This window comes from Methylobacterium sp. ap11 (assembly GCF_900110515.1).
In the GTDB taxonomy this organism is placed as follows: Bacteria; Pseudomonadota; Alphaproteobacteria; order Rhizobiales; family Beijerinckiaceae; genus Methylobacterium; species Methylobacterium ajmalii.
The window spans coordinates 307523-330299 of sequence record NZ_FOEB01000003.1 but is presented as its reverse complement, the minus strand read 5'-3'; the positions used below and the strand labels follow the sequence as shown (position 1 = coordinate 330299).

Below are 22777 nucleotides of genomic sequence, written 5' to 3'. Positions count from 1 at the left end.
CGCGGCGTGCGATGAAACGGGCCTTGGGCGCGACGGGTCGCGCCCGGCAGGCAAGGACGAGCAGCACCCCGATGTCCGATTTCACGGACCTGGTCGCCCGGGCGGTCTCCCCGGCGATGAGCCGCGAGGAACGCGAGGCGGTCTACCAGGTGGTCAAGCAGGCGATGCGCCGGCTCCAGGAGCGCGAGAACCTCGCCCCCGACGAGCCCCGCGCCCTGCTCCAGTCCCACCTCGTCGAGGAGACGATTCGCGACGTCGAGGCGCTGGTCACCCGCTACCTCGCCCGCCAGACCATCCTGGAGGCCGAGCGCGCCAACGCGGCGGCGAACGCGGCCGCCGCGGCCGAGCCGCTCACGCCTCCTCGGTCAGACGCTTGAGCGAGGTCTGGAGCGCGTCGCCGCCGAGCAGCAGTGCGCGCGACAGGTCCGCCAGCGTCACCCAGCCGGTGACGCGCCCGCCCGCGTCCCGCACCGGCAGGCGCCGGACGTGGTGGGCGGCCATCAGGTCGAGGGCGGTGCGCAGGGGATCGCCCTCGGCGCAGGACACGACCGGGCGCGACATCGCCTCGCTCACCCGGACCGCGCGCGGATCGAGCCCCTGGGCGACGACCCGGTAGAGGATGTCCCGGTCGGTGATCACCCCGTCGAGGGCGTCCGCCGTGCCGACCGGCAGGGCACCGACGTCGAGCTCGCCCATCAGCACCGCCGCCTCCGGGACCGGGGCGTCCCCGGTGATGAACTCCACGTCCCTGCTCATCACGTCCGCGACCGTCGCGCCCATCCGATCCCCCGTCTGCACGCTGCGGTAACCCGCGAGGGCGGCTCGCGGCTCCGCCGCGCCGTGGCGGGACCGGTCTCATGGCCCCGGATCGGGTCCCCCGAGCCGTGATCCCACCCAGTACCCGACCGCGTGTCCCGCCATTCGGCCGCGGGCGTGAAATTTTGGCGACGACAGGGGAGCTTGGGCGAGGTCCGGCGCGTTCAGCCCACAGTCAGGCTTCTCGCCTCCGGGATCGTCGAACGCCCCCATGAACATGGAAATCACGTCCAAGCCCGCCCCGGCCGCCCCGGCCGCCCCCTCGGCCTCGCCCCTCGTGCGGGCGAACCGCACCATCAGCGAGGGCCAGCCCTTCCCGCTCGGCTCCACCTGGGACGGCCTCGGCGTCAACTTCGCGCTGTTCTCCGCGCATGCCACCAAGGTCGAGCTGTGCCTGTTCGATGATACCGGCGAGACCGAGATCGAGCGGATCGAGCTGCCCGAATACACCGACGAGGTCTGGCACGGGTACCTGCCCGACGCCCGCCCCGGCACGATCTACGGCTACCGCGTCCACGGCCCCTACGAGCCGGAGGCCGGCCACCGCTTCAACCCCAACAAGCTGCTCCTCGACCCCTACGCCAAGGCGCTGGTCGGTTCCGTGACCTGGAACCCGGCGCTGTTCGGCTACGTGATGGAGAGCGGCGACGACACCACCTTCGACACCCGCGACAGCGCGCCCTTCACCCGCAAGTGCCGGGTGATCGACCCCGCCTTCACCTGGGGCCGCGATCAGAAGCCGAACGTGCCGTGGGACAAGACGGTCTTCTACGAGACCCACGTCAAGGGCTTCACCAAGCTGCACCCGGCGGTGCCCGAGCGCCTGCGTGGCACCTATGCGGGCCTCGGCACACCCGAGGTGCTGGCCTATATCCGCAGCCTCGGCGTCACCTCGGTCGAGCTCCTGCCGGTCCACTCCTTCGTCAACGACAGCTACCTGCTCGAGAAGGACCTGGTGAACTACTGGGGGTACAACACCCTCTCGTTCTTCGCCCCCGCCCGCCGCTACGCCGCGGTACCGGACTTCGCCTTCTCCGAGTTCAAGGAGATGGTGGCCCGCATGCACGGGGCCGGCCTCGAGGTGATCCTCGACGTGGTCTACAACCACACCGCCGAGGGTAACGAGAAGGGCCCGACCCTCTCGTTCAAGGGCATCGACAACGCCTCGTACTACCGGCTGCTGCCCGACCAGAAGCGCTACTACATCAACGACACCGGCACCGGGAACACCGTCAACCTCTCGCACCCGCGGGTGCTGCAGATGGTGACGGATTCGCTCCGCTACTGGGCGACCGAGATGCGGGTCGACGGCTTCCGCTTCGACCTCGCGACCATCCTCGGCCGCGAGCCCTACGGCTTCGACGAGGGCGGCGGCTTCCTCGATTCCTGCCGCCAGGATCCGGTGCTGTCCTCGGTCAAGCTGATCGCCGAGCCGTGGGATTGCGGCCCGGGCGGCTACCAGGTCGGCGGCTTCCCGCCCGGCTGGGCCGAGTGGAACGACCGCTTCCGCGACGAGGTGCGCGGCTACTGGAAGGGCGACGAGGGCCTGCTTCCGGCGCTGGCCTCCCGCCTCACCGGCTCGGCCGACAAGTTCAACAAGCGCGGCCGGCGCCCCTGGGCCTCGGTGAACTTCATCACCGCCCATGACGGCTTCACCCTCGCCGACACGGTCTCGTACAACGAGAAGCACAACGCGGCGAACGGCGAGGACAACCGCGACGGCCACTCGCACAACCTGTCCTACAATTACGGCGCCGAGGGACCGACCGACGATCCCGAGATCCGCGCCGTGCGGTTGCGCCAGATGCGCAACCTGCTCGCGACGCTGCTCCTGTCGCGCGGCACCCCGATGCTGCTGGCCGGCGACGAGTTCGCCCGCACCCAGCGCGGCAACAACAACGCCTATTGCCAGGACAACGAGATCTCCTGGATCGACTGGGAGGGGATCGGCGAGGACGAACGCGACCTCGCCGAGTTCACCCAGCGCCTCCTGATCCTGCGCAGGTCGCTGCCGATGCTGAGCCGCGGCCGGTTCCTCAGCGGGGCCTACGACGCCGAACTCGGCGTCAAGGACGTGAGCTGGCTCACGCCCTCGGGCACCGAGATGACCCCGGAGAACTGGAACGACGGCGGCGCCCGCGCGCTCGCGGTCGTCCTCGACGGGCGCGCGCAGTCGAGCGGCATCCACCGCCGCGGCGGCGAGGCGACCCTGATGCTGTTGTTCAACGCCCACCACGACGTGGTGGAGTTCACCCTGCCGGAGGTGGTAGGGGGCGATGCCTGGATGCGGGTGCTCGACACCAACCTGCCCGACACCCAGGACCTCGCCCGCTTCGCCGTCGGCGACACCTACGCGGTCACCGGCCGTTCGATGCTGATGTTCGTCCTACGCCCGACGGGCCTGGACCATGCCAGCGAGACCTGGCGCTCCTACCAGCACGTCATCCAGGCCTTCGAGCGGGCGGAATCCGAGAGCGTCGCGTTCGGGTTGCCGCACGAGGGGTGACATCCGGGCGGGTCTGCCCACTTTGACAGGGCCCGATTCGTGCTTCGTCCACCGCTCCGGCGGCGGACGGGCATGGACGGGGAACCTTTCGATGAGGCGTGGTGCCTCGGGCGGGGCCGGAGCGGCCCGGCCGGGAACGACGCGAGCGCGGAGTGCGGGCGGTGGCAAAGATCCTTCTCGTCGAGGACCACGAGGAAATCTGGGATTTCCTCTCCCGGCGGCTCAAGCGGCGGGGCTACGAGGTGGTGCTCGCCCATGACGGCGAGGAGGGCGTGATGAAGGCCCGCACCAGCCGGCCCGACATCATCCTGCTCGACATGAACCTGCCGGTGCTCGACGGCTGGTCGGCGGCGCGCGCGCTCAAGTCCGACGCCGACACCGCCCGGATCCCGATCATCGCGCTCACCGCCCACGCCATGTCGGGCGACCGCGAGAAGGTGATCCAGGCCGGCTGCGACGACTACCACCCGAAGCCGGTCGACTTCTCGAAGCTCCTGACCCAGATCGGCGCCGCCCTCGGCACGCCGGCCACACCGTAACGACAGAACGTCCGGCAGGTACGCGGTTGATGATCGACGATCCCGTGACGGCGCGCCGCCTGCGCGACGCGATGCCGGTGTTCACGGCGCTGTCCACCTGCCTGCTGGTGCTGGCCATCGGGGCGATCCTGTCCCTCGGGCGTGACGTGCTGATGCCGATCACGCTCGCGGTGCTGTTGAGCTTCGTGCTGGCGCCCGCGGTGCGGGGGCTGCAGCGCCGCCGCCTGCCGCGCTCGCTGGCCGTGCTGGTGGTGGTGCTGGCGACCTTCGGGGGCATCGGGGGGCTTGGCCTCCTGATCGCCAACGAGGCCTCGCAGCTCGCCTCGGACCTGCCGCGCTACACCGTGACGATGCGCGAGAAGATCGGGGCCCTGCGGGCGAATGCCGGCGGCGGCGCCACCCTGGAGCGGCTGTTCCAGGCGGTGCAGGACCTGAGCCAGGACCTGCAGCCGCCCGAGCCCGCCAAGTCGCGGGGCCCCACGGATCCCGAGAAGCCGATGCTGGTCGAGGTGCGCGAGGCGAAGGCGGGGCTCCTCTCCACCCTCGGCAGCGTCGTGGCGCCGGTGCTGCACCCGCTCGCCACGGTCGGCCTGATCCTGCTCTTCACCCTGTTCTTCCTCGCCCAGCGTGAGGACCTGCGCAACCGCGCGATCCGGCTCGCCGGCTCGGGCGACCTGCGCGCCACCACGGCCGCCATGGACGACGCGGTGGCGCGGCTCTCGCGCTTCTTCCTCGCCCAGGCCGGGCTCAACTTCGCGTTCGGGGTGGTGGTGGCGGCGGGCCTGTGGGTCATCGGCGTGCCGAGCCCGATCCTGTGGGGCGTGCTCGCGGCGATCCTGCGCTTCGTGCCCTATATCGGCGCGGTCATCGGCATGGCGTTCCCGCTGCTGCTGGCGGCGGCCGTCGATCCGGGCTGGTCGATGCTGATCGCGACGCTCGTGCTGTTCGCGGTCGTCGAGCCGATCGCCGGCCACGTCGTCGAGCCCCTGCTCTACGGCCACTCCACCGGCCTGTCGCCGGTGGCGGTGATCCTGGCGGCGACCCTCTGGACCTTCCTGTGGGGGCCCGTCGGCCTCGTGCTCGCCACCCCGATCACGGTCTGCCTGGTCGTGCTCGGCCGCCACGTCGAGCGCCTGACCTTCCTCGACGTGATGCTGGGCGACCGGCCGGCGCTGGCGCCCTCTGAAATCTTCTACCAGCGCATGCTCGCCGGCGACCCGCTCGAGGCGATCGACAAGGCCCGCCAGGTGCTCAAGGAGCGGGCGCTCGCGACCTACTACGACGAGATCGCGCTCGGCGGCCTGCGGCTCGCCCAGAACGACCGGGCGAGCGGCGCGCTCGCCGCCGACCGCCAGCAGGCGGTGGGGCAGGCGATCGAGACCGTGGTGACGACGCTCGGCGCCATGCCGGTGCCGAAGAAGGCCGCCTCCCTGCGCAGCGCCGAGACCGAGGCGGCGGTCGCCGCGCTCGGGCCCGACCGGGCCTCGACCGCGATCGTGCGCCGGCGCGAGGACCTGAGCCCGACCTGGCGCGGGACCGCGCCGGTGCTGGTGGTGGCGGCCCGCGGGCCGTTCGACGCCGCCGCCGCCGGCATGCTGGCCCAGGTGCTCGGGCGCCACGGTCTCAACGCCCGCACCACCAGCCAGGACGCGCTGAACAAGGGCGAGCGGCCGGACCTGGAGGGCGTCGCCCTGGTCTGCCTGTCCTACATCGAGCCGATCAGCACCTCGCACATCCGGCTCGCCGCCCGCCTCGCGCGGCGGGCGATTCCCGGCGTGCGGATCATGGTGGCGGTGTGGCGCGAGCGCGACGCGGCCGGGCGCGACCGCCTGCGCCGGGCCACCTCGGCCGACATCGTGGTCACCACGATCAGCGACGCCCTCGACGCCGCCCTGTCGCTCTCGGGCGCGGCGCCGGCCGATCGGGCCGGTCGCACGGTGGCGTGAGCCCGGGCGGCCGCACCGAACTCGATCGCGGATCGGGCGGGCGGCGGACGCAGTGTCCTTGACAAAACGTCCGGCGCGCCGAGGTTGTCGTAGCGGATGAAGCCGGTGGTCGGGAGTGTTGCGCGGGGCGTCCGCCTCCTGCGTCGCACCTTCCTCGGTGGAACGCGGTCATGCCCTGGTGGAGCATTGTCACGGCGAGCCGGAAAGACGGCGCTCGACTGCACCGCAGCCTCGGCTGACCGGTCCGGATTGCGGAGCGACGCCCGGTCGCGGTCGCTTCGGGGCGGCTTTTGCCGTTGTAGGGAACGGCCGGGTGTAGGATCCGGTGCAGGGCCAGGGATACGAGGTCGGGAGCCAGCGGAACGACGATGAGTGCGAAGCGAACGCCGACCGAACTCGGGACCCGGCCGACCGTGGCGGACGTGCCCACCGACGTCGCGGACCACCACAGCGACATCTTCTTCGCCGCCGTCGAGATGACGCGGATGCCGATGATCGTGACCGATCCGCGCCAGCCGGACAACCCGATCATCTTCGCCAACCAGGCCTTCCGGGCGATGACCGGCTACACGCCCGAGGAGCTGGTCGGCCGCAACTGCCGCTTCCTGCAAGGGCCCGAGACCGACCGCGAGACGGTGGCGGAGGTGCGCCGCGCCATCGCCGAGCGCAAGGAGATCGCCACCGAGATCCTGAACTACCGCAAGAACGGCTCGACGTTCTGGAACGCGCTGTTCGTCTCGCCGGTCTACGACCAGAAGGGCGACCTGGTCTATTTCTTCGGCTCGCAGCTCGACGTGTCGCGCCGGCGCGACGCCGAGGAGGCCCTGCGCCAGTCGCAGCAGATGGAGGCGCTGGGCCAGCTCACCGGCGGCATCGCGCACGACTTCAACAACCTGCTGCAGGTGGTGGTCGGCTACGTCGACATCCTGCATTCGGGCCTGCAGGACCCGGCGACCGACCCGCGCCGGATGGTGCGCGCGGTCGACAACATCCGCAACGCCGCCGAGCGCGCCACCACCCTGACCCAGCAGCTCCTGGCCTTCGCCCGCAAGCAGCGGCTCGACGGGCGCTCGGTGAACCTCAACAACCTCGTCGAGGGCATGCGCGACCTCGCGATCCGCACCCTCGGGGACGAGATCGTGGTCGAGACCGAGCTGGCCGACGGGCTCTGGAACGCCCGCATCGACCCGACCCAGACCGAGGTCGCGCTTCTCAACATCCTGGTCAACGCCCGCGACGCCCTGCCGGGCCGCGGCACCGTGACGATCCGCACCGAGAACCACGTCTTCGACGCCGACGAGCTGCCCTCCGGGCTGCCGCAGCCCGGGCGCTACGTCTCGGTCGCGGTCTCCGACACCGGCACCGGCATGCCGCCCGAGATCCTGGCCCGGGTGATGGAGCCGTTCTTCACCACCAAGGAGGAGGGGCGCGGCACGGGCTTGGGCCTCGCCATGGTGTACGGCTTCGCCAAGCAGTCCGGCGGCACCATCGTGATCGAGTCGCGCGCCGGCCACGGCACCACCGTGCGGCTCTACTTCCCAATGAGCGACAGCGACGAGCGCCCGGCGCCGGGCCCGGATACCCGTGGAGCGGGCCGATCGGGCACCGAGACGATCCTGATCGTCGACGACCGGCGCGACGTCGCCGAGCTCGCCCGGGCGATCCTGCGCGATTTCGGCTACACCACCCTGCTCGCTACCGACGGGCGCCAGGCCCTCGAACTCCTCGACGGGGGCGACAAGGTCGACCTCCTGTTCTCCGACCTGATCATGCCGGGCGGCATGAACGGCGTGATGCTCGCCCGCGAGGCGCGCCGCCGCCAGCCCCGCCTCAAGGTGCTGCTCACCACCGGCTACGCCGAGGCCTCGCTGGAGCGCACGGATGCCGGCGGCACCGAGTTCGAGATCATCAACAAGCCCTACCGCCGCACGGAGCTGGCGCGCCGGGTGCGGGCGGTGCTCGACGGGCCGACGGGGGTGACCTGAACCCATGAAAAAACCCGCCCGGGGCCGGACGGCCTCGGGCGGGTTGAGCAGGGTACGGGGCCGGACGGCCGGGCGCGAGGCCCGGCCGCCAGCGCCTCAGACCGTCATCGCGGTCTTCAGGTTCTCGTCGATCTTGTCGAGGAAGCCGGTGGTCGAGAGCCACTTCTGGTCGGGACCGACGAGCAGCGCGAGGTCCTTGGTCATGAAGCCGGCCTCGACGGTGTCGACGCAGACCTTCTCGAGGGTCTCGGCGAACTTCGCGAGGTCGGTGTTGGAATCGAGCTTGGCGCGATGCGACAGGCCGCGGGTCCAGGCGAAGATCGACGCGATCGAGTTGGTCGAGGTCTCCTTGCCCTTCTGGTGCTCGCGGTAGTGGCGGGTCACCGTGCCGTGGGCGGCCTCGGCCTCGACGGTCTGGCCGTCGGGGGTGAGCAGCACCGAGGTCATCAGGCCGAGCGAGCCGAAGCCCTGCGCCACGGTGTCGGACTGCACGTCGCCGTCGTAGTTCTTGCAGGCCCAGACGTAGCCGCCGGACCACTTCAGGGCCGAGGCGACCATGTCGTCGATCAGGCGGTGCTCGTAGGTGATGCCGGCCGACTGGAACCGCGACTTGAACTCGGCCTCGTACACCTCCTCGAAGATGTCCTTGAACCGGCCGTCATAGGCCTTGAGGATGGTGTTCTTGGTCGAGAGGTAGACCGGGAACTTGCGGGCCAGGCCATAGTTCATCGACGCGCGGGCGAAGTCGCGGATCGACTCGTCGAGGTTGTACATCGACAGGGCGACGCCGGCGCCCGGGAACTTGAACACCTCGCGCTCGATGACGGTGCCGTCGTCGCCCTCGAACTTGACCGTCATGCGGCCCTTGCCCGGCACCTTGAAGTCGGTGGCGCGGTACTGGTCGCCGTAGGCGTGGCGGCCCACCACGATCGGCTGGGTCCAGCCCGGCACCAGGCGCGGCACGTTCTTGCAGATGATCGGCTCGCGGAAGATCACGCCGCCGAGGATGTTGCGGATCGTGCCGTTCGGCGACTTCCACATCTCCTTGAGGTTGAACTCCTTCACCCGGGCCTCGTCCGGGGTGATGGTGGCGCACTTGACGCCGACGCCGTGCTTCTTGATCGCCTCGGCGGCCTCGATCGTCACCTTGTCGTTGGTGGCGTCGCGATGCTCGACCCCGAGGTCGTAGTACTCGAGCGGGACGTCGAGGTAAGGGTGGATCAGCTTGTCCTTGATGGACTGCCAGATGATCCGGGTCATCTCGTCGCCGTCGAGCTCGACGACGGGGTTCGCCACCTTGATCTTCGCCATGTCTGATCCAGCCTTCCGTGATCCGGGGGCCGTCCCCATGCCCGCGTTGGCTAAGCGGCCGGCCGTGGCGCGGTCATAGCGCGCTGCACAAACAGGGGGAAGCGCCGGGGCGGAAGACCTGTCGTCAGCCGGCATGAAAAAAACCCCGGCGCGGGGGCACCGGGGTTGAAAGGAGGTCCGGCTATCAAACGTCGCTCGGGCCCTGTCGGTTCCCGGCGCGCGCGAGGCCCCTTCGCGGAAGCGGCGTCAGGCTCTATGTGGCGGCCACCCCTTCCGATCGCCGATTATCCCATGACCGACCCATCCCCGCCCCGCCCCGTCATCATCCTGGTCGAGCCGCAGCTCGCCGAGAATATCGGCATGACCGCCCGCGCGATGGGGAATTTCGGGCTCGACGCCCTGCGGATCGTCGCGCCGAAGGGCGGCTGGCCGATGAAGGGCGTGCGGGAGACGGCGTCCAACGCCACCCACGTGCTCGACGGCGCGAGGATCTTCGCCACCGTCGCCGAGGCCCTGGGCGACCTCCACTACGTGCTCGCTACCACGGCGCGGGAACGGGGCCAGATGAAGCGGGTCTTCGGGCCCGACGAGGGCATGGCGGAAGCAGCCGGGCGGCTGTCGGCCGGGGAGAGGGTCGGCATCCTGTTCGGGCGCGAGCGGGTCGGGCTGTCGAACGACGAGGTCTCGCTGGCGGATGCCATCGTCACCTTCCCGGTCGATCCCGATCACGCCTCGCTCAACCTCGCCCAGAGCGTGCTCCTCGTCGCCTACGAGTGGCGGCGGGCGGCGGGCCGGGCGGTGCTGCCCTTCTCGGGCGCCATGCGCACTGGCCCGGCGCCCCGGGAAGCCCTGATCTCGCTGTTCGAGAGCCTGGAGGCCGACCTCGACGCCGCCGGCTACTACCCGCCGGTCAAGCGCGACGGGATGATCCGCAACATGCGCGACATGTTCCACCGCATGGCGATGACCGAGCAGGACGTGCGCAGCTTCCGGGGGGCGCTGCGCGCCCTGACGCGGCGCCCCCCGGAGGAGTGAAGCCCTACAGCTTCACCACCAGTTTCCCGAAGTTGCGGCCCTTGAGCAGGCCGATGAAGGCCTCCGGCGCGCTCTCCAGCCCTTCGACCACGTCCTCGCGGTAGCGGATCTTGCCCTCGCGCAGCCACTGGCCGACCTCCTCGAGGAAGGCCGGTCCCTGGTCGGCGAAGTCGGAGACGATGAAGCCGCGGAAATTCAGGCGCTTGCTCAGGACGGCGCGCATCAGCGCCGGCACCCGGTCGGGGCCGGGGGGTAGCTCGGTCATGTTGTAGTTGGCGACGAGGCCGCAGACCGGGATGCGGGCGAAGTCGTTCAGCAGCGGCAGCACCGCGTCGAACACCGCGCCGCCGACATTCTCGAAATAGACGTCGATGCCGTCCGGGCAGGCCGCCGCGAGCGCAGCCGGCAGGTCGCCGGACCGGTGGTCGACCGCGGCGTCGAAGCCCAGATCCTCGGTGAGGTGGCGGCACTTGTCGGCCCCGCCGGCGATGCCGACCGTGCGGGCCCCTTTCAGCTTGGCGATCTGGCCGACGAGCGAGCCGACCGGGCCGGTGGCGGCGGCCACCACCACGGTCTCGCCGGCCTTCGGCGCCCCGATGGTGAGCAGCCCGGTATAGGCGGTCATGCCCGGCATGCCGAGCACGCCGAGCGCGGTGGTGACGGGGGCCGCCGAGGCGTCGAGCTTGCGCAGGCCCTGGCCGTTCGACACGGCGAAATCCTGCCAGCCGCCATAGGCCAGCACGGTCTCGCCAACCGCGAATCCCGGATGGTGCGAGGCCACTACCTCCGACACCGTGGCGCCGACCATCACGTCGTTGATCTCGACCGGCTTGGCGTAGGACTTCGCCGCGCTCATCCGGCCGCGCATGTAGGGATCGAGCGAGAGGTAATGGTTGCGCAGCAGCACCTCGCCGTCATGCGCCACCGGCACCGTGCCGCGCTCGAGCCGGAAATGGGCCGGCGTCGGCTCGCCGTGGGGCCGGGACGCCAGGACGATGCGGCGGTTCACGTCGGACATGCGGGGGACCTCCTCGTGGGGTTGGGGCGCGGCCTTGCCGCCGCGCCCGCGCGCCGGTGCGGTCGCGCTTCGCCAGGACCGCACCGGGGAAAGACCGCACTTGGGAAGGAAGGCGCCGCTTGGAAAGGGGAGTCCCGGGCGCCGACGCCGCGCCGGCGGGAGATTGTCAGAGCTTCGAAGGGCGGGTCGACGCCCTCGGGTCGGTCCTCAGACCAGCACTGGTACCGCCTGCTGGGTGCCGACGCCGAAGACCCGCTTGTAGCGCTCGACCTCTTCCTCGGGACCGAGCGCCTTGGTCGGGTTGTCGGAGAGCTTCACGGTCGGGTGGCCGTTGGCCGAGATCACCTTGCAGACGATCGAGATCGGGTCGAGGCGCCCGTCCGGCGCGAGGCCGCGGAAGTCGTTGGTGAGCAGCGTGCCCCAGCCGTAGCCGATGCGCAGGCGGCCGTGGAAATGCCGGTGGATCCGCTCGATCACGTCGACGTCGAGCCCGTCGGAGAAGATCGCCAGCTTCTCGCGCGGGTTGCGGCCGTGCTGGGTCCACCAGCGGATGGCCTCCTCGCCGCCCTCGATCGGGTCCTTCGAATCGATGCGGATGCCGGTCCAGTCGGCCATCCAGGCCGGCCCGCGCTCGAGGAAGCCGGTGGTGCCGTAGGTATCGGGCAGGATCACCAGGAGGTTGCCGGCATAGTCGCGCTGCCAGTCGGCCAGCACCAGGTAGGGCGCGCGGGCGAGGTCCTCCTCGGTCTCGGCCAGCGCCGAGTAGACCATCGGCAACTCATGGGCGTTGGTACCCACCGCCTCGATGTCGTGACGCAGCGCGATCAGGCAGTTCGAGGTGCCGAGGAAGCTCGAGCCCAGCCCCTCGATCATCGCCTCGACGCACCAGTCCTGCCACAGGAAGCCGTGGCGCCGCCGCGTGCCGAAATCGGCGATGGAGAGGCCCGGCAGGTTCTTGAGCCGCTCGATCTTCTCCCAGATCCGGGTCATCGCCCGGGCGTAGAGCACCTGGAGTTCGAACTTGCCCATGCCCTTGAGCACGCCGCGCGAGCGCAGCTCGTTGAGGATGGCGAGTGCGGGCACCTCCCACATCGTGGTCTCGATCCACGGGCCGTGGAAGGTGAGGACGTATTGCCCGTCCTGCTTCTCCAGGAGGTAGTCGGGAAAGCGAAAGTTCTCGAGCCAGTCCATGAAGTCCGGCGAGAACATCTGGCGCCTTCCGTAGAAGGTGTTGCCGCGCAGCCAGGTGGATTCGCCCCGGGTCAGCCGCAGCGACCGGCAATGATCGAGCTGCTCGCGCAATTCGCCGGGGTCGATCAGGTCGGCGAGCCGGATGCGGCTGGTGCGGTTCTGGATCCCGAAGGTGACCGAGACGTCCCGGTGGCGCCGGAAGATCGTCTGCGCCATCAGGAGCTTGTAGAAGTCCGTGTCGAGCACGGAGCGGATGATCGGATCGATCTTCCAGGTGTGGTTGTAGACCCTGGTCGCGAGATCGAGCATCGCCCGTGCCTGCCTGACTTGGGACCGCCTCCTGCGAGCGGCCGGTACGCCGCCCGGGGGCGGCGGAAGGCGCGAAGCCCGCACGGTTCACGGGCCGGAGTCAAGCCGCCGGCCCGCGCAAACCCCCAGTCGGCGAGGACGGGCCTCAGCGGGCGCCGAGGTCGACCGCCTTCTTCTCGGTCTTCGGCGACTCGCCGGTGACGGCGGCCTTCACGTAGCCGTAGAGGTGCAGCATCGTCGAGTTCGGGCTGTCCCAGTACTCGCCCTTCTCGGGGTGGACGCGGATCAGCGCCACCGAGGGATCGTCCTTGCCGCCCGGGAACCAGGTCTTCAGGCTCTCGCTCCACTTGGCGTCGATGTGCGCCTTGTCGCGCACGATCTCGGCCTTGCCCGACACCGAGACGTAGTTCTGGCTCGAGGGATCGGAATACGAGAGGTTGACCTGGTTGTCGCGGCCGATCTCGTTGGTCACCGGCGCGTCCTGCTTGACGAAGAACCAGAGGTCGCCGTTCTCGTCTGCGTCCTGGTTCCACATCGGGCGGCTGCGCAGCTGGCCGTCGGAATCGGCCGTGGTCATCATCGCGACCTTCACGTCCTTGATCATCGCGAAGAGCTTCTTTGCGCCCTCGTGGTCGCGGTGGCTGCCCTGGTGCATCGGTGGGTCTCCCTTGAAGTCCGGGACGAGCGGGCGGGCCCGCTCGAAGCTGCACGACAACGGACGATGCCCGCTTTGGTTTCGGTTCCCCGCGATCGAAACTCGGCCGTGAGATCCTGCATCGAAATCCTCGATCGTACGGCTCGCCGGATCGGCCGGCCTCGCCTATCTGTGCCGCGGAAGGCGCCTGCGCGGCGGGCCGCCGGGGAGAGCCGACGATGAAGATCAGCGCGCGCAACCAGATCGACGGCAAGGTCGTCGAGGTGAAGAAGGGCGCCACCACCGCCCATGTCCGGGTCGAGCTCGCCGGCGGGCAGGTCGTCACCGCGGCGATCACCAACGAATCCGCCGACGAACTGGGCCTCGCCCCCGGCAAGACCGTGAAGGCGATCATCAAGTCCAGCGACGTGATGATCGCGACGGATTGAGACGCCGCTCCGTTGATTCGAACGGCTCCACGGACGCCTCGTTCATCCTACCCGCGACCTCGTCCTGAGGTGCCGGAGCAAAGCGGAGGCCTCGAAGGAGGGCTCCAGATGCCTCGGCGATCCCTGGAGCCCTCCTTGGAGGTCAGTCGATCGCTGATCGACTAAAACCTCAGGATGAGGTGGATTGGGTGGGATGATATTCGGCATTCCAATCGACCACGCCCCGAGTGCCTTGGCGATGCCGCTCGATCGACGCTCCCTCTTGACCGGCTCCGCAGCCTTCGCGCTGGCAAACGCGGCCCGCGCCGCCGATCCCCCGCGGGACGATGCCGGCCGGGCGCTCGACACCCTGAAGCATCCCGTCGCCCGGGTGTTTCCCGCCGGCCCCCCGGCGGCGATCCTGCTCTACACCCTCGCCCCCGAATTGCTGCTCGGCTGGCCGCGGGCGATCCGGCCCTCGGAGAAGCCCTATCTCCTGCCCCGGGCCGCCGACCTGCCGGAGGTCGGCCGGCTCACCGGGCGCGGCAACACCGCCAACCTCGAATCGGTCCTGGCGCTCAAGCCCGACCTGATCCTCGACGTCGGCTCCACCGCTGAGACCTACCGGTCGCTCGCCGACCGGGTGCAGGGCCAGACCGGCATCCCCTACGCCCTCCTCGACGGGCGTCTCGCCTCCGCGCCGGCCACCTATCGCAGCCTCGGCCGCCTGATCGGGCGCGACGCCGAGCCCCTCGCCGCCCTCAGCCAGAGCACCCTGGCGACGATACGCGAGCGCGTCGCGACGGTGCCGGAGGAGAAGCGCCCCCGGGTCTACCTCGCCCGCGGCCCGCGCGGCCTCGAGACCGCGCGGGCGGGCTCGATCAACGTCGAGGCGCTGGTGCTGATGGGCGCCGCCAACGTCGCCGGCCCCGGCGGCGGCCTGGCGCAGGTCTCGCCCGAGGACGTGGTCGCCTGGGCGCCCGACGTCATCGTCGCCCTCGATCCCGCCTTCGCGGCCGCCGCGCGCCGGGACCCGCTGTGGCAGGCGACCCCGGCCCTGCGGGCGAACCGCCTGCATGTCGGCCCGTCGCTGCCCTTCGGCTGGGTCGATTTCCCGCCCTCGGTCAACCGGCTGGCCGGCCTGTGGTGGCTCGGCAAGGTCCTGTACCCGGCGCTCTTCCCGGAGGACATCCGGGCGGTCGCCCGCGACCTGTACGGCCGGCTCTACCACGTCACCCCGGACGATCCGGCCCTCGACCGCGTGCTGGCGGAAACCTCGTGAGCGGTGTCGCGGGCGCCCGGGCGATCCGGCTCGGCGGGACCTGGCTGGCGCTCCTCGCCCTGGTGCTCGCCGCCGCCCTCGCCTTCGGGGTCGGGCGCTACCCGGTCTCCCTCCTCGACGTCGCCCGCGTCCTCGCCGGCCGGCTCACCGGCCACGCGCCGGACGTGGCGCCGGCCGTCGAGGCGGTGGTCCTGCAGATCCGCGGCCCCCGCATCGCCGCGGCGATCCTGGTCGGCGCGGCGCTGGCGGTCGCCGGCACCGCCTTCCAGGGGCTGTTTCGCAATCCCCTGGTCTCGCCCGACATCCTCGGCGCCTCCTCGGGGGCGGCGCTCGGCGCGGTCGCGGGCATCTGGCTCTCGCTGGGGGTGCTGGCGATCCAGGGGCTGGCCTTCGCGGGCGGGCTGCTCGCGGTGGCCTGCGTCTACGGGCTCGGCGCCGCCCTGTCGGGGCGCGATCCGGTGCTGGTGCTGGTGCTCGCCGGCATCGTCATCGGCTCGCTCCTCGGCGCCGGGGTCGGGCTAATCAAGTCCCTCGCCGATCCCTACAACCAGCTCCCGGCGATGACCTTCTGGCTGCTCGGCAGCCTGTCGGGCACGCATCCCGCCGACCTCCTGCCGCTGGCCGGCCCCGTGATCCTCGGCACCGGCCTCCTGCTCCTCCTGCGCTGGCGCCTCGACGTCCTGTCCCTGCCCGACGAGGAGGCGCGCTCGCTCGGCCTCGCCACCGGCCCCCTGCGGGTCGCGGTGGTCGCCGCCGCCACCCTCGTCACCGCGGCGAGCGTCGCGACGGCCGGCATCGTCGGCTGGGTCGGGCTGGTGGTGCCGCATCTCGCCCGCTTCCTCGTCGGCCCCGGCTTCGGCCGGCTGGTCCCGACCGCCGCCCTGCTCGGCGCCGGCACGTTGCTCACCATCGACACGCTCGCCCGCACGGTGGCGCCGGTGGAAGTGCCGCTCGGCATCCTCACCGCCTTCGTCGGTACGCCGGTGTTCCTCTGGCTGCTCGCCCGGGCGGAGCGCGACTGGTCGTGACCCTGCTCCAGGCCGACGCCCTCGCCTTCGGGTATCCCGGCCGGGAGATCGGCCGCGATCTCTCGCTGGATCTCGCCGCCGGCGAGGCGATGGCGCTGCTCGGGCCCAACGGCGGCGGCAAGACCACCCTGCTCAAGACCCTGCTGGGCCTCCTGCCGACGCTCGCCGGTACCATCCGGGTCGAGGGCCGGCCGCTTGCCGACCTCACCGCCCGGGAGCGGGCGCGGGCGATGGCCTACGTGCCGCAGGCCGGTACGAGCGCCTTCGCGTTCACGGCCCGCGCCGTGGTGCTGATGGGCCGCACGAGCCGCACCGGCCTGCTCCAAGCCCCGTCCCGGGCCGACCACGCGGCGGCGGAACGGGCCCTTGCCCGGATGGGCATCGCCCACCTCGCCGAGCGGCCGGTGACGCGGCTGTCGGGCGGCGAGCGGCAGCTCGTGCTGGTCGCCCGGGCGCTGGCCCAGGAGCCCCGCATCGTCGTCCTCGACGAGCCCACCGCCAGCCTCGATTTCGGCAACCAGGGCCGGGTGATGGCCGAGATCCTGCGCCTGCGCGGCGACGGGCTCGGCCTTCTCTTCACCACCCACGATCCCAATCAGGCCGCCCGCTACGCCGACCGGGCACTGCTCCTTCGCGGAGGCTCCGCCCTCGCCGCCGGCCCGGTGGGGCAGGTGCTGGACGCTCCCGCCTTGAGCCGGCTCTACGGCGCGCCGGTCGAGGAGGTGCGGGATCCGGTGAGCGGGGCGCGGGCCTTCCTGCCGGGCGGGTGATCGTTCGTCTGGCGCAGGCGACGGAGGCCCGTCTCGTCCGTGACCTCATCCTGAGGTGCGACTGAAAGGAGCCTCGAAGGAGGGCTCCAGAAATCCCTTCGATTCCTGAAGCCCTCCTTCGAGGTCAGTCGATCTTCGATCGAGTGCGATCTGCGATCGCCAACACCTCAGGATGAGGTCGAGGGTGGGATGGAGAAGAAACCTGCACGGTCGTCGGTCCGGCCGACCGGCCGGCCATGGGACGCTTCATGACGGCGCGCTGCGCCTCCCCCCACCGATGGCCGTCCCCGCCGCGCTGGCGTTTCCCGGCGCAGGGGTTACATGACGCCGGACGGATACGCGGTGCGGACAGGAGCGAGACGACGTGGCGATCACCCGGGACGACGTGCTGAAGGCGCTCGCGGGCGTGACGGTCGATGCGGCGGGAACCAGCCTGCCGGCCTCCGGCCGCCTGTCGGAGATCGTCATCGACCCCAACGGCCGGGTGGTGTTCTCGATCGGCATCGCGCCGCCGGAGGCCAAGGCCTTCGAGGCGGTGCGCCAGGCGGCCGAGATTGCGGTGCTGAAGATTCCGGGCGTCAACGCGGCGCTGGCGAGCCTCACGGGCGAGCGCGGCCCCGGTGCCGGCGCCCCGCCCCGTCCCGCCGCTCCGGGCGGCGCGCCCCAGGGCGGGCCACGGCCCGGCCCGGCGCTGCCGGGCGTGCGCCACATCGTGGCGGTGGCCTCGGGCAAGGGCGGCGTCGGCAAGTCGACCACCGCCTGCAACCTCGCCCTGGCTTTGCGCGCCCAGGGCCTGAAGGTCGGGCTCCTCGATGCCGACATCTACGGCCCCTCGGTGCCGAAGCTGTTCGGCCTCGACCGCAAGCCCGAGACGATCAACACGCCGCAAGGCCAGCGCATCGTGCCGCTCAACGGCTACGGCCTCGCGGTGATGTCGATCGGCTTCCTGATCTCCGCCGACACGGCGATGATCTGGCGCGGCCCGATGGTGCAATCGGCGCTGACCCAGCTCCTGCGCGAGGTCGCCTGGGGCGAGCTCGACGTGCTGATCGTCGACATGCCCCCCGGCACCGGCGACGCGCAACTGACGCTGGCGCAGGCGACCCCGCTCGCCGGCGCGGTGATCGTCTCGACACCACAGGATTTGGCGCTGATCGATGCGCGGCGCGCCGTGACGATGTTCCGCCGGGTCGAGGTGCCGATCCTCGGCGTGGTCGAGAACATGGCGACCTTCGTCTGCCCCCATTGCGGCGGCACCTCGCACATCTTCGGCCATGGCGGCGCGCGCCACGAGGCCGAGACCCTGGGCGTGCCGTTCCTCGGCGAGGTCCCGCTCAACATGACGATCCGCGAATCCTCGGATTCCGGCCGCCCGGTCGTCGCGGTCGATCCCGACGGGCCGCAGGCCGCCGCCTACCGGACCATCGCCGCCGGCCTGTGGGCCGGGCTGAGCGGAGGCGCCGGCCCGCGCCCGGCGCCCCGGATCGTGATCGAGTGAGCGGCGCGCCCGGGAGCGTGCCCCCGACCCTCGGGGTGATCCTGGCCGGCGGGCTCTCCCGCCGGATGGGCGGCGGCGACAAGCCGCTCTTGCGCCTCGGCGAGAAAACCCTGCTCGAGCGGGTGGCGGAGCGCTTGGGCCCGCAATGCTCCGCCGGCCTGATCCTCAACGCCAACGGCGATGCAGGCCGGTTCCGCGCCTTCACGGGCTTCGTGGTGGCGGATTCGGTGCCCGACGCCCCCGGGCCGCTCGCCGGCGTGCTCGCGGCGCTGGACTTCTGCGCGAGCCACCACCCGGATGTGACTTACGTCGCGAGCGTGGCCGGCGACACGCCGTTCCTGCCGCACGATCTCGTCGCGCGCCTGCACGCGGCACGCGCCCGCGACGGCGTCGCGATGGCGGTCGCGGCCTCGGGCGGGCAGCTGCATTTCGTGAACGGGCTGTGGGCGGTGAGCCTGCGCCACGACCTGCGGACGGCGCTGGTCGAGCGGGGCCTGCGGCGGGTGGGGATGTGGATCGCCCGGCACAATGCTTCGGAGGCGGCGTGGGAGACGGACCCGGTGGATCCGTTCTTGAACCTCAACACGCCGGAGGATGTCTTTGCGGCGGAGCGGCTGCTGGCGGACGAGGCACGTCCGGGGATCCAGTGAGGCTCGGGCTTGAACCCTCCCCCCTCCGCGGGGGAGGGTGCCCCGCGGCGAGTGCGAAGCACTCGTGCTGGGGCGGGAGAGGGGACGCCGCTTCCGGAAAAAGTCGCGCCCTTCGATGAGGGGCGCCCACCGGAACGGCGTCGCGCTGCCCCTCTCGGCGGGACTGCGTCCCGCTGCGCCTGCTCCGCAGGCCACCCTCCCCCGCAGAGGGGGGAGGGTTCGCGCGTTTATCTTGGCAGACGGTCGCCCGCCGAATCGAAGGCTTACGCCTCGACGCGCATCGACTTGATGGTGTCGGGATCGCGCACGGGCTCGCCGCGCTTGATCTGGTCGATCACGTCCATGCCTTCGACCACCTTGCCCCACACCGTGTACTGCTTGTCGAGGAAGCGGGCGTCGGAGAAGCAGATGAAGAACTGCGAGTTGGCCGAGTGCGGGAAGTTGGTGCGGGCCATCGAGCAGGTGCCGCGGACGTGCGGCTCGGCGTTGAACTCGGCCTTCAGGTCGGGCAGCTCGGAGCCGCCGGTGCCGGTGCCGGTCGGGTCGCCGGTCTGGGCCATGAAGCCGTCGATCACGCGGTGGAACGGCACGCCGTCGTAGAAGCCCTGCTCCGAGAGGGTCGTGATCCGCTCGACGTGGTTGGGGGCGAGATCGGGGCGCAGCTCGATGACCACGCGGCCCTTGCTGGTCTCCATCACGAGTCGGTTGCTGTCGGTCATGGTCGGTCTCCTTGATTCGGACCAGGGTAGACGAAACGCAGGGCGATGGGACGCCCCGCGACGGCGCCGCCGAGCCCCGCCGTCAGCCGCGCCGGGGTGCAGCGGGCGAGCGACGAGAGCGTCTCGGCGACGAGCGCGTCCCGCCGCCGGGGCGGAACGCGCGTGAAGGTGATCCGCGGGGTGCCCTGGAGACTCCCGTCCCGCCGCAGCGCGAAGCGCAGGGTGATGGCGGAGGCCCCGAGATCGGCCGGTGCGCGCCAGCAGGCGGCGAGCCGGGGGTAGAGGTCCGCCAGGGTGTCGGCGGGGCCCTCGGGCGGCGGCGTCACCGGCACCCGCACGGTCGCCCGCAGGGTGGTCGGCAGCGAGAGCACCGAGGGGTTGTCGGTGACGTCGAACTGCGCGGCGGCGGGCGCGATCGAGACCGCCAGCGCGAGGCCGGCCAGCGAGAGCCCGCCGCGCAACGGCCTACTGGCCGTCCTGCGCCAGGCTCATCCGGACGATCTTGTCCGGGCTCTGCACGGTGCCGTTCTGGGCCGACGAGCCCTTCTTGATCTTGTCGACCACGTCCATGCCCGAGGTCACCTCGCCCACCACCGTGTACTGGTTGTTGAGGAACGAGGCGTCGCCGAAGCAGATGAAGAACTGCGAGTTGGCCGAGTTCGGATCCTGCGAGCGGGCCATGCCGACGGTGCCGCGCTTGAACGGCACCTTGGAGAACTCCGCCGGGATGTTCGGCAGGTCGGACTTGCCCGTGCCGGTGCCGGTCGGGTCGCCGGTCTGGGCCATGAAGCCGTCGATGACCCGGTGGAACACGATGCCATTGTAGAAGCCGCGCTTCGTCAGCGTCTTGATCTGCTGGACGTGCTTGGGCGCCAGGTCGGGCCGCAGCTGGATGGTGACGCGGCCGTCCTTGGTGTCGAGGTAGACGGTGTTCTGGTCGGGCGCGGCGCTCGCCGGAGCGGCGATGCCGAGGGCGGCGACGGACAGCACCAGGGCTGCGAGCCAGCGGATCATGAAGGTCTCCTGGGATGGGCCCGCGTCAGGCGGACGGGGCGAAGCGGGCGCTCAGGCGGTCGGCCACCGCCGCGGGCACGAAGGGCCGCACGTCGCCGCCCATGGCGGCGATCTGGCGGACCAGGGTGGCGGTGATCGGCCGCACGCCGGTCGAGGCCGGCAGGAACACGGTCTGCACCTCCGGCGCCATGGCGCCGTTCATGCCGGCGAGCTGCATCTCGTAGTCGAGATCGGTGCCGTCGCGCAAACCGCGGATGAACAGGCTGGCGCCGTGGCGGCGCGCCGCCGCCACCGCGAGGTCGGCGAAGCTGACGACCTCCAGCACCGTGCCGGTCTCGGCGGCGAGCGGGCCGCAGGTGACGCGGATCAGCTCGGCCCGCTCCTCGGCGGAGAAGAGCGGGGTCTTGCCCGGATGCACGCCGATCGCGACGACGAGGCGGCCGACCAGGCGGCAGGCCTGGCGCACCACGTCGAGATGGCCGTTGGTCACCGGATCGAAGGAGCCGGCATAGAGCGCGGTGCGGTTCATCGTGGCCCCACGTAGAGCATTTTTTGGCGCAACGGAACCGCCCGGCCCCGGGCCGGCCCCGCTTGCGCCGGCCTCATTTGGTCACGGCCCCGACCAGCGGCCCGAGCGGCCGGCTCAGGTCCTGCCGACCGAGCGCCGGCGCGTAGAGGCTCGACACGCTGCCGTCCAGAAAGAGCGCGTTGGGGCAGCCGAGCGTGTCGCGAAACAGCCGCGCGAAGGCCCCGAAGGTCACCGGCGCCTCCGAGATCGCGAACACCGCCGTGCGCCCGTCCGGCCGCACGCCGACGCCGTTGCGGATCTTCTGCGACGGGCCGTCCTCGGAGATCTTGGGGTGGATGCGGTTGTTGATCACCAGCATCGGGCCGGACTGGGTGGCGAACTCTGCCTTGGGATGGGCCTTCAGGTAGCGTCCGGTCTCAAGCACGCCCGCCTTGTCGCCCGCCACGTAGAACACCCCGTTCGGCTTCATGTGGAAGTTGCCCGGGCCGTTGGCGGTGTTGGCGGCCTTCAGCTCGCGCCCGTCCTCGACGTAGAGGCCGACGGGGCCCAGGCCGGTATCGTACATGCCGGCATTCATCGCGAAGGCGAGCTTGTCGCCCTGCTGCCCGGCGAGCCGCGAGAGCGAGCCGTAGGGCAGCCCGTCGGGCCCGCGCCAGAACAGCTTCACCCGGGCGCGGCGCAGATCGACGGTGCAGACCGAATAGGCCTGGCCCTCGTGGGTCTGCGGCCGGCAGGCGACGGCGGGGGAGGCCGGCACGGAGGCGGCCGGCGTGGCGGGCGCCGCCGGCGCGGGCGCGGGCCCGAGCCACAGGCCCGCACCGACCAGCAGCGCCCCGATCCGTCCCGCCCGCACCCCGATCGTCGCCATGAGCCTCTCCGTGTCCGGCCGACATCCGGCTACCGGTATAGAGCGATCGTGACGTTTTGCAGCATGAACCGAAAACCCCGCCGCGGTGTTCTGTGAGCCTGGGGGTTCGACATCTTCACGTGAACGGAGATCGGCTCATGAAGGTCATGTTGGCGGCATCGGCAGTCCTCGCGGGTGCGCTGGTGGCTCTGCCGGCCACTGCGGAAGCGCGGGGCTTCGGCGGCTTCGGCGGTGGCGGGTTCCACGGCGGGGGCTTCCACGGCGGCGGGTTCGGCGGCTTCCGCGGCGGTGGGTTCCGCGGCGGGTTCGCGGGCGGCGGCTGGCGCGGCGGCGGCTTCGGCTACCGCCAGGCCGGCTTCGGTGGCGGCTGGCGCGGCGGCTATGGCGGCTGGCGCGGCGGATACGGCGGCTGGCGCGGGGGCTACGGCTACCGCCGCGGCTTCGGCTGGGGCGCGGCGGGCCTCGGGCTCGGCGTCGGGCTCGGCCTCGCGGCGGCCACCGCCCCGTATTACGGCGGCTACGGCTATGGTTACGGCGGCGGCTACGCCCCGGTCGGCTATTACGGCGGCTACGATTACGGCTATGGCGGCGGCTGCTACGAGGTGCCCCGGGTGCGCTGGACGCCCTACGGCTATCGCCGCGTCCTCGTGACCCGCTGCTACTGAGCGGGACCGGAACGGAAAGGCCGCCCGCCAGGGCGG

At 71.3% G+C, this 22777-nt stretch carries 23 protein-coding genes; 13 read left to right on the top strand and 10 right to left on the bottom strand.

Annotated elements, in window-relative coordinates:
* Nucleotides 1-71 precede the first annotated feature (71 nt).
* Nucleotides 72-377, top strand: coding sequence for a hypothetical protein (locus BMX97_RS06105; RefSeq protein ID WP_060846973.1), 306 nt, complete (start codon nt 72-74; stop codon nt 375-377).
* Here BMX97_RS06105 and BMX97_RS06100 read toward each other — a convergent pair.
* Nucleotides 352-756, bottom strand: a complete 405-nt coding sequence (locus BMX97_RS06100) for a CBS domain-containing protein (protein ID WP_091747046.1) — start codon at nt 754-756, stop codon at nt 352-354. The two genes, BMX97_RS06105 and BMX97_RS06100, sit on opposite strands and share 26 nt — an antisense overlap.
* A gap of 277 nt (nt 757-1033) precedes the next feature.
* Between BMX97_RS06100 and glgX the strand changes: the two genes are divergently transcribed.
* From glgX to BMX97_RS06080, 4 genes are all read left to right on the top strand, one after another.
* On the top strand, nt 1034-3322 hold the full coding sequence (gene glgX, locus BMX97_RS06095) for a glycogen debranching protein GlgX (protein ID WP_091747044.1): 2289 nt from the start codon (nt 1034-1036) through the stop codon (nt 3320-3322).
* 161 nt (nt 3323-3483) lie between these two features.
* On the top strand, nt 3484-3861 hold the full coding sequence (locus tag BMX97_RS06090; RefSeq protein WP_060849333.1) for a response regulator: 378 nt from the start codon (nt 3484-3486) through the stop codon (nt 3859-3861).
* A gap of 29 nt (nt 3862-3890) precedes the next feature.
* A complete protein-coding gene (locus tag BMX97_RS06085) occupies nt 3891-5807 on the top strand; it encodes an AI-2E family transporter (RefSeq protein ID WP_091746686.1) in 1917 nt (638 codons plus the stop codon).
* A 368-nt stretch (nt 5808-6175) separates the two neighbouring features.
* Nucleotides 6176-7792, top strand: a complete 1617-nt coding sequence (locus BMX97_RS06080) for a hybrid sensor histidine kinase/response regulator (protein WP_091746683.1) — start codon at nt 6176-6178, stop codon at nt 7790-7792.
* 96 nt (nt 7793-7888) lie between these two features.
* On the opposite strand, the gene BMX97_RS06075 is transcribed toward BMX97_RS06080, so the two are convergent.
* Nucleotides 7889-9103 carry an NADP-dependent isocitrate dehydrogenase gene (locus BMX97_RS06075; RefSeq protein ID WP_091746680.1) on the bottom strand — a complete coding sequence of 405 codons (1215 nt, stop codon included), beginning with the start codon at nt 9101-9103 and terminating at the stop codon, nt 7889-7891.
* 291 nt (nt 9104-9394) lie between these two features.
* Here BMX97_RS06075 and BMX97_RS06070 point away from each other — a divergent pair, with 291 nt between their 5' ends.
* Nucleotides 9395-10138 (top strand): RNA methyltransferase, encoded by a 744-nt coding sequence (locus BMX97_RS06070; RefSeq protein ID WP_091747041.1) that lies wholly within the window; start codon nt 9395-9397, stop codon nt 10136-10138.
* Nucleotides 10139-10142: 4 nt separating this feature from the next.
* Here BMX97_RS06070 and BMX97_RS06065 read toward each other — a convergent pair whose 3' ends face one another.
* The 3 genes from BMX97_RS06065 to BMX97_RS06055 form a co-directional block, all read right to left on the bottom strand.
* Nucleotides 10143-11156, bottom strand: a complete 1014-nt coding sequence (locus tag BMX97_RS06065; protein ID WP_091746678.1) for an NADP-dependent oxidoreductase — start codon at nt 11154-11156, stop codon at nt 10143-10145.
* Between the two features lie 207 nt (nt 11157-11363).
* The gene (gene pncB, locus BMX97_RS06060; protein WP_060846978.1) at nt 11364-12656 is read right to left on the bottom strand and encodes a nicotinate phosphoribosyltransferase; all 1293 of its coding nucleotides are present in this window, start codon (nt 12654-12656) and stop codon (nt 11364-11366) included.
* 145 nt (nt 12657-12801) lie between these two features.
* The gene (locus BMX97_RS06055; RefSeq protein WP_058619404.1) at nt 12802-13311 is read right to left on the bottom strand and encodes a pyridoxamine 5'-phosphate oxidase family protein; all 510 of its coding nucleotides are present in this window, start codon (nt 13309-13311) and stop codon (nt 12802-12804) included.
* Between the two features lie 218 nt (nt 13312-13529).
* Here BMX97_RS06055 and BMX97_RS06050 point away from each other — a divergent pair, with 218 nt between their 5' ends.
* From BMX97_RS06050 to mobA, 6 genes are all read left to right on the top strand, one after another.
* Entirely contained in the window at nt 13530-13739 is a 210-nt protein-coding gene (locus tag BMX97_RS06050) for a TOBE domain-containing protein (RefSeq protein WP_091746675.1), read from the top strand.
* 238 nt (nt 13740-13977) lie between these two features.
* Nucleotides 13978-15000: an iron ABC transporter substrate-binding protein gene (locus tag BMX97_RS06045; protein ID WP_091747038.1), complete on the top strand. Its 1023-nt coding sequence runs from the start codon at nt 13978-13980 to the stop codon at nt 14998-15000.
* Entirely contained in the window at nt 14997-16028 is a 1032-nt protein-coding gene (locus BMX97_RS06040; RefSeq protein ID WP_091746672.1) for a FecCD family ABC transporter permease, read from the top strand. The genes BMX97_RS06045 and BMX97_RS06040 overlap by 4 nt, the downstream gene beginning before the upstream one ends.
* Nucleotides 16025-16798, top strand: coding sequence for an ABC transporter ATP-binding protein (locus tag BMX97_RS06035; RefSeq protein ID WP_091746669.1), 774 nt, complete (start codon nt 16025-16027; stop codon nt 16796-16798). The genes BMX97_RS06040 and BMX97_RS06035 overlap by 4 nt, the downstream gene beginning before the upstream one ends.
* A 364-nt stretch (nt 16799-17162) precedes the next feature.
* Complete coding sequence (locus BMX97_RS06030) at nt 17163-18296, top strand: Mrp/NBP35 family ATP-binding protein (protein WP_060846981.1); 1134 nt, start codon at nt 17163-17165, stop codon at nt 18294-18296.
* Nucleotides 18293-18946 (top strand): molybdenum cofactor guanylyltransferase MobA, encoded by a 654-nt coding sequence (gene mobA / locus BMX97_RS06025; RefSeq protein WP_280142788.1) that lies wholly within the window; start codon nt 18293-18295, stop codon nt 18944-18946. Before BMX97_RS06030 ends, mobA begins: the two co-directional genes overlap by 4 nt.
* A gap of 263 nt (nt 18947-19209) precedes the next feature.
* Here the strand turns inward: mobA and BMX97_RS06020 are convergent, their stop codons facing one another.
* The 5 genes from BMX97_RS06020 to BMX97_RS06000 form a co-directional block, all read right to left on the bottom strand.
* A complete protein-coding gene (locus BMX97_RS06020; RefSeq protein ID WP_091746664.1) occupies nt 19210-19665 on the bottom strand; it encodes a peptidylprolyl isomerase in 456 nt (151 codons plus the stop codon).
* Entirely contained in the window at nt 19662-20081 is a 420-nt protein-coding gene (locus BMX97_RS06015) for a hypothetical protein (protein ID WP_177202136.1), read from the bottom strand. Before BMX97_RS06015 ends, BMX97_RS06020 begins: the two co-directional genes overlap by 4 nt.
* A 49-nt stretch (nt 20082-20130) precedes the next feature.
* A complete protein-coding gene (locus BMX97_RS06010) occupies nt 20131-20679 on the bottom strand; it encodes a peptidylprolyl isomerase (RefSeq protein ID WP_091746658.1) in 549 nt (182 codons plus the stop codon).
* A 25-nt stretch (nt 20680-20704) separates the two neighbouring features.
* Nucleotides 20705-21208, bottom strand: a complete 504-nt coding sequence (gene coaD, locus BMX97_RS06005; RefSeq protein WP_091746654.1) for a pantetheine-phosphate adenylyltransferase — start codon at nt 21206-21208, stop codon at nt 20705-20707.
* Nucleotides 21209-21281: 73 nt separating this feature from the next.
* On the bottom strand, nt 21282-22076 hold the full coding sequence (locus tag BMX97_RS06000; protein ID WP_091746651.1) for a phosphodiester glycosidase family protein: 795 nt from the start codon (nt 22074-22076) through the stop codon (nt 21282-21284).
* Nucleotides 22077-22213: 137 nt separating this feature from the next.
* On the opposite strand from BMX97_RS06000, the gene BMX97_RS05995 reads away from it, so the two are divergent.
* Nucleotides 22214-22741 (top strand): hypothetical protein, encoded by a 528-nt coding sequence (locus BMX97_RS05995; protein WP_060846984.1) that lies wholly within the window; start codon nt 22214-22216, stop codon nt 22739-22741.
* Nucleotides 22742-22777 lie beyond the last annotated feature (36 nt).